The 13248-nt window shown below is 65.8% G+C and carries 16 protein-coding genes; 11 read left to right on the top strand and 5 right to left on the bottom strand.

Translation table 11 applies throughout. The annotated features are described in order from the left end of the window. Positions 1-9 precede the first annotated feature (9 nt). From rimM to leuB, 8 genes are all read left to right on the top strand, one after another. Positions 10-543, top strand: coding sequence for a ribosome maturation factor RimM (rimM, locus tag BN60_RS26000; protein ID WP_020699115.1), 534 nt, complete (start codon positions 10-12; stop codon positions 541-543). Positions 544-585: 42 nt separating this feature from the next. Beyond that, entirely contained in the window at positions 586-1269 is a 684-nt protein-coding gene (gene trmD, locus BN60_RS25995) for a tRNA (guanosine(37)-N1)-methyltransferase TrmD (RefSeq protein ID WP_051150333.1), read from the top strand. Between the two features lie 16 nt (positions 1270-1285). After that, positions 1286-1753 (top strand): 50S ribosomal protein L19, encoded by a 468-nt coding sequence (gene rplS, locus BN60_RS25990; protein WP_051150332.1) that lies wholly within the window; start codon positions 1286-1288, stop codon positions 1751-1753. 7 nt (positions 1754-1760) lie between these two features. After that, a complete protein-coding gene (gene leuC / locus BN60_RS25985; RefSeq protein ID WP_020699112.1) occupies positions 1761-3206 on the top strand; it encodes a 3-isopropylmalate dehydratase large subunit in 1446 nt (481 codons plus the stop codon). A gap of 125 nt (positions 3207-3331) precedes the next feature. Next, positions 3332-3832 (top strand): RDD family protein, encoded by a 501-nt coding sequence (locus BN60_RS25980; protein WP_020699111.1) that lies wholly within the window; start codon positions 3332-3334, stop codon positions 3830-3832. Between the two features lie 22 nt (positions 3833-3854). Continuing rightward, a complete protein-coding gene (locus tag BN60_RS25975) occupies positions 3855-4433 on the top strand; it encodes an RDD family protein (RefSeq protein ID WP_020699110.1) in 579 nt (192 codons plus the stop codon). An 89-nt stretch (positions 4434-4522) separates the two neighbouring features. Next, positions 4523-5137 carry a 3-isopropylmalate dehydratase small subunit gene (leuD, locus tag BN60_RS25970; RefSeq protein WP_020699109.1) on the top strand — a complete coding sequence of 205 codons (615 nt, stop codon included), beginning with the start codon at positions 4523-4525 and terminating at the stop codon, positions 5135-5137. A gap of 43 nt (positions 5138-5180) precedes the next feature. After that, complete coding sequence (leuB, locus tag BN60_RS25965) at positions 5181-6299, top strand: 3-isopropylmalate dehydrogenase (RefSeq protein ID WP_020699108.1); 1119 nt, start codon at positions 5181-5183, stop codon at positions 6297-6299. Between the two features lie 4 nt (positions 6300-6303). Here the strand turns inward: leuB and BN60_RS25960 are convergent, their stop codons facing one another. Both BN60_RS25960 and BN60_RS25955 read right to left on the bottom strand, forming a co-directional pair. Next, the gene (locus BN60_RS25960) at positions 6304-7071 is read right to left on the bottom strand and encodes an anti-sigma factor family protein (protein WP_020699107.1); all 768 of its coding nucleotides are present in this window, start codon (positions 7069-7071) and stop codon (positions 6304-6306) included. A 2-nt stretch (positions 7072-7073) separates the two neighbouring features. After that, on the bottom strand, positions 7074-7613 hold the full coding sequence (locus tag BN60_RS25955) for a sigma-70 family RNA polymerase sigma factor (RefSeq protein WP_020699106.1): 540 nt from the start codon (positions 7611-7613) through the stop codon (positions 7074-7076). Between the two features lie 112 nt (positions 7614-7725). On the opposite strand from BN60_RS25955, the gene BN60_RS25950 reads away from it, so the two are divergent. Continuing rightward, positions 7726-8601 (top strand): metallophosphoesterase family protein, encoded by an 876-nt coding sequence (locus tag BN60_RS25950; RefSeq protein WP_020699105.1) that lies wholly within the window; start codon positions 7726-7728, stop codon positions 8599-8601. A gap of 1 nt (position 8602) precedes the next feature. After that, positions 8603-8953, top strand: a complete 351-nt coding sequence (locus BN60_RS25945) for a cupredoxin domain-containing protein (RefSeq protein ID WP_020699104.1) — start codon at positions 8603-8605, stop codon at positions 8951-8953. A gap of 12 nt (positions 8954-8965) precedes the next feature. On the opposite strand, the gene BN60_RS25940 is transcribed toward BN60_RS25945, so the two are convergent. Continuing rightward, on the bottom strand, positions 8966-10693 hold the full coding sequence (locus BN60_RS25940) for a helicase HerA-like domain-containing protein (RefSeq protein ID WP_020699103.1): 1728 nt from the start codon (positions 10691-10693) through the stop codon (positions 8966-8968). 65 nt (positions 10694-10758) lie between these two features. Between BN60_RS25940 and BN60_RS25935 the strand changes: the two genes are divergently transcribed. Next, positions 10759-11649, top strand: coding sequence for a sugar phosphate isomerase/epimerase family protein (locus BN60_RS25935; protein ID WP_020699102.1), 891 nt, complete (start codon positions 10759-10761; stop codon positions 11647-11649). Here the strand turns inward: BN60_RS25935 and BN60_RS25930 are convergent. Both BN60_RS25930 and rpe read right to left on the bottom strand, forming a co-directional pair. After that, a complete protein-coding gene (locus tag BN60_RS25930; protein WP_020699101.1) occupies positions 11646-12569 on the bottom strand; it encodes a glutathione S-transferase family protein in 924 nt (307 codons plus the stop codon). The two genes, BN60_RS25935 and BN60_RS25930, sit on opposite strands and share 4 nt — an antisense overlap. Positions 12570-12578: 9 nt before the next feature. Next, the gene (rpe, locus tag BN60_RS25925; protein WP_020699100.1) at positions 12579-13241 is read right to left on the bottom strand and encodes a ribulose-phosphate 3-epimerase; all 663 of its coding nucleotides are present in this window, start codon (positions 13239-13241) and stop codon (positions 12579-12581) included. Positions 13242-13248 lie beyond the last annotated feature (7 nt).

The following is a 13248-nucleotide window of genomic DNA, read 5'->3' as shown; positions in this document are numbered from 1 at the left end:
CGTGCTCCGATGAGTGAGGGGCGCGTCCTGCTGGGCGTCGTCGCGGCACCACACGGTGTACGCGGCCTGGTGCGCATCAGGAGCTTCACCGAGGACCCGATGGCCATCGCCTCCTATGGCGAGCTGTCGGACGAGACGGGGAAGAAGCGGTACCGGGTCGAGGCTCTCAGCGCCGTCAAAGGCGCGGTGCTCGCCCGGATCGAGGGCGTAGCCGATCGAACGGCGGCCGAGGCAGTGCGGGGTTTGCGGCTCTATGTGGAGCGCGAGCGGCTGCCGGCGACGGGCGAGCGGGAGTGGTACGAGGCGGACCTGATCGGTCTCGCCGCGGTCGGCCGGGACGGCCGGGATTGGGGGAAGGTCATGGCCTTCCACGATTTCGGCGCCGGGCTGACGATGGAAGTGTCGGGAGGCAGCGCATCGAGGCAATCGGTGATGCTGCCCTTCACCGACGAGGCGGTGCCCGAGATCGACGTCCCGGGCGGCAAGATTGTGGTCGATCCACCGGCGGGAGTGCTGCCGGGCGGGTCAACGAAGGAGGCGTAAGGCAACGTGTGGCGCGCAACGGCGCTGACGCTCTTTCCGGAGATGTTCCCGGGGCCATTGGGCGAGAGCCTGGCCGGACGGGCACTGAAGGAAGGCGTATGGTCGTTGCAAGCGGTCGATATCCGGCGGTTCGCCAAGGATCGCCACGGCACGGTCGACGATGCGCCCTTCGGGGGCGGCGCCGGCATGGTGATGAAACCGGACGTGCTGTCGGCGGCGATCGAGGCGGTCGCCGAGCCGGGAGTGCCGAAGATCCTGCTTTCGCCAAGAGGCGCGCCGTTCAGTCAGGCGCGCGGGCGGAAGCTGGCGGCGGGGCCGGGCGTGTTGATGGTGTGCGGGAGATTCGAGGGCGTGGACGAACGCGTCATCGAGGCTCATGCGCTGGAGGAGATTTCGGTCGGGGATTTCGTGCTTTCGGGCGGCGAGATCGCGGCCATGGCGGTGATGGATTGCTGCGTGCGGCTGCTGCCCGGGGTGATGGGCGCGCCGGACTCGGCGAGCGAGGAGAGTTTCGAGGACGGATTGTTGGAGTACCCGCACTACACCCGGCCCGCGACCTGGGCGGGGCCCGATGGAACCGAACGGCGCGTGCCGGAGGTTCTGGTCTCGGGGCACCACGGCAAGGTCGCCGACTGGCGGATGAAGCAGCGGGAAGAGATCACGCGGCGGCGCCGGCCCGATCTATGGGCAGCGCGCCGGACCGCGGCGGGAAACGAAGAGAAGTGACGAAAGGATGGATGCGATGAACATTCTCGATACGCTGGGCCAGGCCCAGATGGAAAAGGTGATCGCCGAACGGCCGGTGCCGCGCTTCGAGCCGGGCGACACCCTCAAGGTGCACGTGAAGGTGCAGGAAGGTAACCGCGAGCGCATTCAGGTCTACGAAGGCCTGTGCATCGGCCGCAAGAACGACGGGATCAACTCCTCGTTCACCGTGCGGAAGATCAGCTTCGGCGAAGGCGTGGAGCGCGTGTTCCCGCTCTACAGCCCGGGCATCTGGGAAATCGAAGTCGTCCGCAAGGGCATCGTGCGCCGCGCCAAGCTCTACTACCTGCGCGATCTGCGCGGCAAGGCCAGCCGCATCGCCGAAGACGTCGAGGCCCAGCGCGAGCTGGCCGAGCTGAAGACGCCGCGCCGCGAGAAGCTCAAGAAGGAAAAGCCCAAGGAAGAGAAGAACGTCCGCGCCGCCAAGGGCGGCGGCAAGAGGTAGGTGCACCATGGCGTCCCGCAAGAAGGCGGCTACGCCGCCTGTTGAGCCCCCCAAGCCGCGCACTCTTTTCGAGAAGATCTGGGATGCCCATGTCGTCGATCGTCAGGACGACGGCACCTGCGTGATCTATATCGACCGTCACCTCGTGCACGAGGTGACGAGCCCGCAGGCCTTCGAGGGCCTGCGCATGGCCGGCCGTCCCGTCCGCCGGCCCGACGCCACCATCGCCGTGGCCGACCACAACACGCCGACCACCGACTTCAGCCAGGGCATCGAAGACGAGGAGTCGCGCATCCAGGTCGAGACGCTCGAGAAGAACGTCGCCGAGTTCCATGTGCCCTACTTCGGCCTGAACGATGCCCGTCGCGGCATCGTGCATGTGATCGGTCCGGAGCAGGGCCTGACCCTGCCCGGCATGACGATCGTGTGCGGCGACAGCCATACCTCTACGCACGGGGCCTTCGGCGCGCTGGCGTTCGGCATCGGTACGTCCGAGGTCGAGCATGTGCTGGCGACGCAGACGCTGATCCAGAAGCCGGCCAAGAACATGCGCGTGTCGGTCGAGGGCAGCCTGCCGCTGGGCGTCACGCCGAAGGACGTGATCCTCGCCATTATCGGCAAGCTCGGCACGGCCGGCGGCACCGGCTACGTGATCGAATATGCCGGCCGCGCCATCCGCGAGATGACGATGGAAGGCCGCATGACGGTCTGCAACATGTCGATCGAAGCTGGCGCTCGTGCCGGCCTGATCGCGCCGGACGATACGACCTTCAAGTATCTCGCCGGCCGGCCCTTCTCGCCCAAGGGCGGCGCCTGGGATCTGGCTCTCAGCCAGTGGCGTCGCCTGCCGAGCGACAAGGGTGCGCACTTCGACATGCAGCTCGACCTCAACGCCGCGGACATTCCGCCGATGGTGACCTGGGGCACCAGCCCGCAGGACGCGCTGCCGATCACCGACGTGGTGCCGGACCCGGCTAATGCGCCGGACGAAAACCGTCGCGAAGCCTGGGCCCGCTCGCTCGCCTACATGGGCCTGACGCCCGGCATGAAGCTGGTCGACGTTCCGATCGATCGCGTCTTCATCGGCTCGTGCACCAACGGCCGCATCGAGGATCTACGCGCCGCGGCGGCAATCGCCAAGGGCCGCAAGGTCGCCTCGAACGTTTCGGCGATGGTCGTGCCGGGCTCGGGCCTGGTGAAGGCCGAAGCCGAGAAGGAAGGTCTCGACAAGATCTTCATCGAGGCCGGTTTCGAGTGGCGCCTGCAGGGCTGCTCGATGTGCCTCGCCATGAACGCCGACCGTCTCGATCCCGGCCAGCGCTGCGCCTCGACCTCGAACCGCAACTTCGAGGGCCGTCAGGGCCGCGGAGGCCGCACCCATTTGGTGAGTCCGGCCATGGCCGCGGCCGCCGCGATCAGGGGCACGCTCGCCGACGTCCGCGACTTCCAGTAAGTCGCGCAACGGGAGACAGAGTATTTCGTGGGCGGTGCAGCGATGCACCGCCCATTTTCTTTGTTCACGGGCAGCGCTTCCTTCGCTGTGGTAAGATGATGCCGCAAAACCAAGGGGAGACTGCCATGGCAAGCGTTCCTGACTCAGGTCCTGCCGCACCGCCGCCGCCACCCGTATGGAATGCCCAGCCCGCGGGACAGGGCCAGGTTGCCTATGGCGGCTTCTGGGTGCGTTTTCTAGCCTACATCATCGACAGCATCCTGCTTAACATCGTGATTGGCATCATTGCCGCGATCATGGGCGTGAACATCTTCGATATGAATCCCGAGGATGCCGCCGACTTCAATCCAATGTTTTCTGTAGTCGTGGTGGTTATCGTCTGGCTCTACTTCGCTCTCATGGAAAGCTCCGAACGCGGCGCAACGCTCGGCAAGATGGCGCTCGGCCTGCGGGTGGTCTCCAACAGCGGTCAGCGCCTCAGCTTCCTGAATGCCACCGGCCGCTACTTCGCCAAGATCCTGTCGGCCATCATCCTGTGTATCGGCTTCCTGATGATCGCCTTCACCGATCGCAAGCGCGGCCTGCACGACATGATCGCCGGGACTCTGGTCGTCAAATACCCCTAAGTACCGCGTCCTGAAGGTCGATATGGCAAGCGTTCCGAATTCGGGTCCCACGGCGCCACCGCCGCCAGTCTGGGACGCCCGGCCGGTCGACCTGCAGGTCCACTATGCGGGATTCTGGATCAGGACGGCCGCCGCCATCGTCGACGGCCTCATCCTGGGCGTCATCGCCCAGGTCTTCGGCTACTTCGCCGTCGAGCCGAAGGCACTCCCCGCTCTCCCCAGCGCCCAGAATACCCAAGCCTTCTACAATTACATTCAGGCCACCGTGCAGGCGGCCGCCCCCGTCCAGCAGATCGTCTTCTCCGCGGTCCTGTGCTGGGCCTATTTCGCCTTCCAGGAGAGTTCCACCGCGCAGGCGACCCTCGGAAAGCGGGCCCTGGGGCTTCGCGTTTCGACAGTCGAGGGCGGGAGACTGAATCTCGCCAAGGCAAGCCTGCGCGCCTGGCCGATCTACCTTCCAGGTGCGGCCCTCCTGCTCGGCACCGGTATCGCCTCCCTCGTTTATCTGGTGGCCATCGTAGCCTGCCTGGTGGTCGCGTTTTCGAGCCGCAAACAGGGCATCCACGACCGGATGGCCGGAACGATCGTCACCCGCATCTGAGCTTTCCGGGCGTTCGCGGCCCGCGACCCGCAAGCGCTTGACCCAGCGGGCGAAAGACCGTTAATTCCGGCCTTTCGCGAGGGAAACTCATGGAAAAGTTCACGACGCTGCGCGGCGTGGCAGCGCCGCTGCCGATGGTCAATGTCGACACCGACATGATCATTCCCAAGCAGTTCCTGAAGACCATCAAGCGCACCGGCCTGAAGGAAGGGCTGTTCTACGAAATGCGCTGGACGGCCGACGGCCAGAAGAAGGACTTCGTCCTCGACCAGCCGGCCTACCAGAACGCCAAGATTCTTGTGGCCGGCCCGAATTTCGGCTGCGGCTCGAGCCGCGAGCACGCGCCCTGGGCACTGCTAGACTTCGGCATCCGCTGCATCATCTCCGAAGATTTCGCCGACATTTTCTATAACAACTGCTTCAAGAACGGCATCCTGCCGATCAAGGTCTCCAAGGAGATCATCGCCAAGCTGATGGACGATGCGAGCCGCGGCTCCAACGCCGTCATCGAGGTCGATCTCGAGAAGCAGGAAATCAAGGGTCCCGACGGCGGCACCGTCCGCTTCGAGATCGACGCCTTCCGCAAGCATTGCCTGCTGAACGGCCTCGACGACATCGGACTGACGATGGAGAAGAAGTCGGAGATCGACGATTTCGAGCGCCGTCAGCGCGAAGACCAACCCTGGTTGCACGGCGCCGCCTAAGTCGCGCCGCACCTCCGACCACGACGAAAAGAGAAACAGGACAATGGCGTCAAATCGCAATCTGCTCGTGCTGCCCGGTGATGGCATCGGCCCCGAGGTGATGAACGAAGTCCGCAAGATCATCGCCTGGATGGGCAAGAAGCGCGCGGTAGGTTTCGACATTACGGAAGATCTGGTCGGCGGCGCCGCCCTCGACAAGCACGGCGTGCCGCTCACCGACGACGCCATGAAGACCGCGCTGGAGGCCGATGCCGTGCTGTTCGGCTCGGTCGGCGGCCCGAAGTGGGACAATGTCGAGTTCGACAAGAAGCCCGAGCGCGGCCTGCTGCGCCTGCGCAAGGAAATGGACCTCTTCGCCAACCTGCGCCCGGCCAAGGTGTTCGATCCGCTGGTCGATGCCAGCTCGCTGAAGCCCGAGATCGTCAAGGGTCTCGACATCATGATCATCCGCGAGCTGACGAGTGGCGTCTATTTCGGCGAGCCGCGCGGCCGCACCAAGCTCGCCAACGGCGACTTCGAAGCCTTCGACACCCAGCGCTACAATTCGAGCGAGATCCGCCGCGTCTGCGCCGTCGCCTTTGAGCTGGCGCGCAAGCGCAGCAACAAGGTCTGCTCTTCGGAGAAGGCCAACGTCATGCACACCGGCGTGCTGTGGCGCGAGGAAGCGACCAAGCTGCACAAGGAGAAGTATGCCGACGTGCAGTTGAGCCACATGTATGCCGACGCGCTCGCCATGCAGCTCCTGCGTTCGCCCAACCAGTTCGATGTGATCGTGACCGACAACCTGTTCGGCGACATCCTGTCCGACGAAGCCTCGATGCTGACCGGCTCGCTGGGCCTTCTCCCGTCGGCTTCGCTCGGCGCTGCCGACGCGACCGGCCGGCGCAAGGCAATGTACGAGCCGATCCACGGCAGCGCCCCCGACATCGCGGGCAAGGGCCTGGCCAATCCGATCGCACAGGCGCTCTCCTACGCCATGATGCTGCGCTACTCGTTCGACCTCGACAAGGATGCGGACCTCGTCGAGAAGGCGATCGAGAACGTGCTGGCCGCAGGCTACCGTACCGGCGACCTGCTCGTGGGCAACACGGACGGCGTGAAGAAGGTCGGCACCCAGGAAATGGGCGACGCGATCATCAAGGAACTCGACCGGCTGGCCTAAAGGCCTACCGGCCGCCGTCGATCGCCTGATCGACGGCCGATGCGAACAGACTCATATCCTTCGGCGCGAGATCGGCCACGGCGCGCATCTCGAAGCCGGCATGGCGCCAGCGGGCGATGGCAAAGCCATCGCGCTCGCCGATCTGGGGCGCAGCGTCGCCCGGCGTCGAGGCCGGCCACAAAGACAGCGCCACACGATGCTGGTTGCGGCGATAGACCAGCACGGCGATCCGGCGACCGCCCAGAACGTCGACTCTGCCGCCCAGCAGTGGAAAGCCCGATGCTGTAAGGTCGTAGACTGGCGGCGCATAGTCGATGCGGCCGGCAAACCACGGCTTCACCGTGTGCTGATCCGACGAGGCAACCTCGACCGGGCGATCGCCCAGGCCGACGCGAAGATAGCCGGCGATCAGTTCGTCGGTCTCTCGACTGCCTTCCCGCCCGATGAACCGGCCGCCCATCCAGCCCACGCCCACCGCCAGCAGAAGGCTGGCCGCGAGCGCCATGCGGCGCGGCCAGACGCGCGGAACCGGAACGGGGACCGGGACCGGCGTATCGACGCGGAGTTCGCGCTCGATGCGGGCGCGCAGCAGGTCCGGTGCGCGGGCCGTCGGCAGGTCGCGGATCAGCGCCCGCTGCGTTTGAAGGCGTTCGAGTTTGGCACGACACTCCGGGCACTCCGCAAGCGCCGCCTCGAAACGCGCGCTCTCGCCGGCCGGCAGTTCGCCATCCAGGTAGGATTCGACCATCGCCTCGCAGGTCGGGCAATCCATGGTCACTCCTTTCCCAACCGGCCGCCGAGTTCGACGGCCAGCTTTTCGCGCGCCCGCGACAGGCGCGACATGATCGTGCCGATCGGCAGATCGAGGATCGCAGCGATGTGCTTGTAGGAAAGCTCCTCGATCTCGCGCAGTACCAGCACTTCACGTGACTCCTCGGGCAGCGCCGCCAGCGCCGCCGCGATCTGACGCCGCCGATCACCGGCCAGCGCGCTTTGCTCGGGATCAGGGCCGGCATCGACGACGCTCTCGGCTTCATCGAGCGGCACTCTCTCGCCGCGACGGGCGAGCCGCATGTCGCTCCAGGTGTTGCGTACGATGCGCAGCAGCCAGGGCCGCGCCTCCTCGCCGCGAAAGGCGTGGAAGTAGCGCAGCGCCCGCAGCATCGCTTCCTGCGCCACGTCCTGCGCCTCGACCGGATCGCGTGTCAGCCAGCGCGCAAAGCCGTAGGCAGCATCGAGATGCGGCAGCATGACGATGCGGAACCGCTCCAGGGCTTTGCCGTCCGGTTTCGGCGCCTCCGACATGCGACCCATAGGACATCAATACCGGCGTACCGTCGATTTTATTCCCGCGGGAATAGCGCCCCTCCCCGTCCGGTAGGTCGGGTATGGCCCTTCGAGATCCAGCCGAGCCGGGAGGTCCTCCATGCAGCCGCAAGATCGTCGCGCATTCCTGAAACTTTCCGGCCTCGCCGGTGTCGCCTTTGCCTCGGCGCTGTTCCCCGGACATCCGGCGTCGGCGCAGGCCGCCGACTTTCACTTCATCCAGTTCTCCGACACCCATTGGGGCTACAAGGGCCCGGCCAATCTCGACGCCGAGCACACGCTCGAGAAGGCCGTCGCCACGGCGAACGCACTGCCCAACCAGCCGGACTTCATCGTCTTCACCGGCGACCTCACCCATACGACGGACGACCCGGTGGAACGGCGTGCGCGCATGAAGCGGTTTCGCGAGATCGTCTCGGCGCTCCGGGTCAAGGACGTGCGCTTCATGCCGGGCGAACACGATGCGTCGCTCGACAAGGGCGAGGCCTACAAGGAGTTCTTTGGCGCCCCCTACTACACGTTCGACCACAAGGGCGTGCATTTCGTCGCCCTCGACAATGTCTCGGACCCGGCCGCGAAGCTCGGCGACGAGCAACTCGCCTGGCTGGCGGCCGATCTGAAGCAGCGCCATGCGGACGACCGGATCGTCGTGCTGACGCATCGTCCGCTGTTCGACCTGATGCCGTCGTGGGACTGGACGACAGCCGACGGCGCCAAGGCCATCGACCTACTGATGCCCTACCAGAACGTCGTAGTGTTCTATGGCCACATCCATCAGGAGCACCACCAGAACACCGGCCATATCGCCCATCACGCGGCGAAGTCGTTGATCTTCGCACTGCCCGCACCCGGCTCGCAGCCCCGGCGCGCGCCGCTGCCCTACGATGCGGCGAGCCCCGGCAAGGGACTCGGGGTGCGCGATGTCGCCATGGCACAGACCGCCAAGCTCACCGAAGTCGGCATCAGCGGAGCGTGAGATGATGGGGCGTCGCGTATTCCTGCTGGCCGCGGTGGCAACTGCGGCCAGCACGGCAAGACTCGTCCAGGCCGGAACGAACGAAGTCCGCATCTCGGCCAAGAAGTTCGAGTTCAATCCTGCGGAAGTCCGGCTCAAGCTCGGACAGCCGGTAGTCCTGATCCTCACCTCGGAGGACCGCATTCACGGCTTCAAGGTGCCCGACCTTGGCCTGCGTGCCGAGATCGTACCCGGCCAGGAGACCAGGGTTGCTCTAACTCCGGACAAGCCGGGTCCTATCGTATTCTTCTGCGACGTCTTCTGCGGCGAGGGTCACGAAGAGATGGGCGGCACGCTCATCGTCGAGGCGTAACGCACCCCGACCTCATTTCAGGAGCGATCCGAGCACGCCACGCAGCACGGCGCCCCCGACACTGGCGCCGATGGTCGCTGCCTTGCCTTTGCCGAACACGGCCTTCGCGGCCTCGCGTGCCACCACGGTCGTGACGCTGCGGCCGGCGGCCTTGGCGATCGTGACACCGACCGAATCGCGCGGCCGACCGACCGGCCCCCGCGGCTTCGGCTCGGGCGCCGACGCTTCCGTCTGGGCCTTCTTCAGGCGTGGCTCTGGTCGCGGAGCCGGTGAGGACTCCGCCGGAGGTGGCGGCGGCGGCGGCGGCTGTGGCGACTGCGAACGCGGCCCCCACGGACCTGTAGTTGCTGGCACAGTAGGCGGCACCGACCCATATTGCCCGCGCCGCTTCAACACCTCGCCGCTCGCCGGTGCGGACGGAGCGGCCGTTTCATCGGCAGGGGCCGTCTGCGCACCCGCCGTGACGCGGCCCGTCAGCACCTCGTAGGCCGACGCACGGTCGACCACCTTGTCATACTTGCCGGCAATCGGGCTGGCCGCGATTACGGCCGCGCGTTCGGCGTCCGTCGCCGGGCCGATGCGACCGCGCGGCGGTGCAACGAAGCAGCGCTCCACCGGCGTCGGCACACCCTTGGCATCGAGGAAGGAAACCAGCGCCTCGCCGACGCCCAGCTCGGTGATCGTCTGCGCCGCGTTGAATTTCTTGTTGGGGCGGAAGGTCTCGGCTGCAACCTTCACGGCCTTCTGGTCCTTGGGCGTGAAGGCGCGCAGCGCGTGCTGCACCCGGTTGCCGAGCTGGCCGAGGACCGATTCCGGAATATCGAGCGGGTTCTGGGTGATGAAGTAGACGCCCACGCCCTTGGAACGGATCAGGCGCACCACCTGCTCGATGCGGCTGAGCAGCGCCTTGGGCGCATCGTCGAACAGGAGGTGCGCTTCGTCGAAGAAGAAGACGAACTTCGGCTTGTCGAGGTCGCCGACCTCGGGAAGCGTCTCGAACAGTTCCGACAGCAGCCAGAGCAGGAAAGTGGCGTAGAGGCGCGGGCTCTGCATCAGCCGATCCGCTGCCAGCACGTTGATCGCGCCGAAGCCCGACGGGTCGCAGCGCATCATGTCGGCCAGCGTCAGGGCCGGCTCGCCGAAGAAGCCGTTCCCGCCCTGCTGATCGAGGGTCAGAAGCTGGCGCTGGATGGTACCGACCGTCTGCTTGCTCACATTGCCGAATTCGGTGGTGAGGCTGCCGGCATTCTCGGCGACCCATTGCAGCATCGCCTGCAGGTCCTTGAAGTCGAGCAGCAGCAGGCCCTGTTCGTCGGCCACCTTGAAGACGATGTTGAGTACGCCTTCCTGCGTGTCGTTGAGCTGCAGCAGGCGTGCCATCAGCACGGGGCCGACCTCGCTCACGGTCGTACGGATGGGATGGCCCTTCTGGCCGAACAAATCCCAGAAGATCGTGGGAAAGGCGTGCCCGGTATAGCCGTCGATCTTGAGCTGTTGGGCGCGCTCCACGGCCTTCGGATTGTCGCCTCCCTTTTGGGACACGCCCGACAGATCGCCTTTGACGTCGGCCATGAAGACGGGCACGCCGAAGGCGGAGAACCCCTCGGCGATTGTCTGCAGGGTCACGGTCTTGCCCGTGCCGGTCGCGCCGGCGATCAGGCCGTGCCGGTTGGCGTACTTCAGCAGGAGATATTGATCGGCATCGCTTTCGCCTACGAAGATCGCCGCATTCTCACTCATGCCGTCTCCCTCGCTTGTAGACGCGACTTTAGCTAAACAGCGCGCTCCATTGTAGGTTAGTCCGCATGTCCCTGCCCCGTCTCGCCCTGGCCGTCATCGGTGATGAAATCGGCCCCTCGCTCGATGAAATGATCTCCTTCTGCCAGGAGCACGAGGTTCGCCGCCTCGATATGCGCACGGTGGGTGGCCGCAATCTGCTGAGCATGACCCTCGAAGAGGCGAGCAGCATCGCCCGCGCCATCGAGAAGGCCGGGCTCCAGGTCCCGACTTTCGTTTCGCCGCTGCTCAAGTGGCCGGCCCAGGGCAAAGGGACAGAGGACGGTGGCAAAGTCGACTTCGCCTTCGATCCGACGGATTGCCCGGCCGACGATCCGCTGGTCCATGCTTTCGATCTCGCGATCATGCTGGGCGCCAGTCGCATCCGGGTTTTCAGCCATCTGCGCTATCCCGGCTACAAGCCGCAGGACCTGTTCGGCCGCTTCGAACGGTTGATCGATCTCGCCGCGACCTACTCCGTCACTGTCGAGCTCGAGAACGAACCTGTGTGCAACATCGCCACCGTGACGGATCTGGCCGAGCTGTTCGCGTCCATGGCCGACGCGATAGCGCCCAATCCCATGCCCCTGGCGTTTCGCCCCTTGGTCGATATCGGCAATGCCTGGGCAGCGGGCAAGCCGCCAACCGATGCCGAGATCGCCGCACTCGCGCCGCGCACCGATCTCATCCATCTCAAGGACCGGGACTCGGCGGCCAAACGCACCGTGCCGCTGGGCGACGGCGACATTCCCTGGGCCCGCGAACTCCAACGCCTTCTCACGGCAGCGTCGGAGGGGCCCACGCGCGAGATCGTGGCCAGCATCGAGACGCATTGTCCGCAGGATGGCCGCAATGCCACCGCCCGCTCGGTCGCGGCCCTGCGCCGGATTGCGAGCGAGATCGGCGTCGAAATCGTCTAAGCCGGCGTCACGATGAAGCCGGCGCGCGGGAAATGGACGACGACGTCGCCTGCGCGTTCGTCGTTGCGGCCGATCGAAATGCGGTCCGGCGTCAGGCCTACCAGCGTTCCCGTCACCGGCACCTTGCCGGTATCGTCCGGCGTGACGCTGATCGTCTGACCAGCCTTCAGGCCGCTGGGATCGCCAGCATCGACACTACAGGCTGCGGGCTTTGCCGCTTTGGCAACGGCCAGCGCATCGGCCGAGCTCATCTCAGTCGGGTTGCCGCTGCCGATTGCTTTCATCCGCTCCGACCAGGCCGTAAGGCGCGGCAGGCGGTCGAGCGGCGGTACGACCTTGCCGCCGCCCAAGCGCTCTTTGATGAACCACACCGGATTGTAGAGCGCACAGTCCGCCAGGCTCGGCGCCGCTCCCAACAGATAGGCGCGGCCATCGCCCAGCATTTCCTCGGCCAGCACGAGCTGGGCATAAGTCTGTTGCGCCGCGAACGGCGCCGCGGCCTTGAGCTTTGCCGGCTCGAAGGAGCGGCCGGAGAATTCGCTACGATCCCTATGGAAGGCCTCTGGCAGCTTGTCGCCGATCGCGCCCATGACGACGCCGACTGCGGCCCAGAAGATGTTGCGGTCGATCCACATGGCGAGCGCCCGCGCTTCGCCTTCCTTGCCGGGCGGCAGCAACGGCGGCGTGGGCACGCGCTTCTCGATTTCCAGCATGATGAGCTGCGTATCGCAGTAGATATCGGCGCCGACCTGCAGGACCGGCGTCTTGCGATAGCCGCCGGTAAGCGGCATCAGGTCCGGCTTCGGCATGATGTTGGGGATGGTGACCGACTTCCATCCCAGCTTCTTGAGGCCGAAGGCGACCCTGACCTTCTCCGAGAAGGGCGAGGTCGGATAGTGATGCAGGATCAGGTCGGCCATGTCATCTCCCTAGGAACGCAGCGCCTTTATGTTGGCGGCGTACTTGTCCGGCCCGCCGCCGAATACCGCGGTGCCGGCCACCAGCACATCGGCGCCGGCCTTGATGCAACGCTTGGCCGTCTCGACATTGACGCCACCATCGACTTCGAGATCGATCGACTTGCCCAGCGCATCGATCGCCTTGCGCAGGGCGGCAATCTTGGCGAGCTGGCTTTCGATGAAGGCCTGGCCACCGAAGCCCGGATTGACGCTCATCACCAGCACGAGGTCGAGATCGCCCAGCACATGCTCGATGGCCGACAGCGGCGTCGCCGGATTGAGGACGGCGCCCGCCTTCTTGCCCAGGCTCTTGATGAGCTGGATCGTGCGATGGATGTGCGGCCCCGCCTCGGGATGGAAGGAGATCACGTCGGCGCCGGCCTCGACAAAGGCTGGCACCAGCGGGTCGACCGGCGAGATCATGAGATGCACGTCGAACGGCTGCTTGCTGTGCTTGCGCAGCGCCTTCACCACCATCGGCCCGATCGTCAGATTGGGCACGAAGTGGCCGTCCATCACGTCGACATGGATCCAGTCGGCGCCGGCGGCGGTGATCGCCTCGATCTCGCGACCCAGGGCCGCGAAGTCGGCGGAGAGGATCGACGGAGCGATGCGGACAGGCTGTTGCGGCATTGAGGCC

Origin of the sequence: Reyranella massiliensis 521 (assembly GCF_000312425.1) — a bacterium.
Lineage (GTDB): Bacteria > Pseudomonadota > Alphaproteobacteria > Reyranellales > Reyranellaceae > Reyranella > Reyranella massiliensis.
This window is presented reverse-complemented; position numbering and strand designations above follow the sequence as displayed.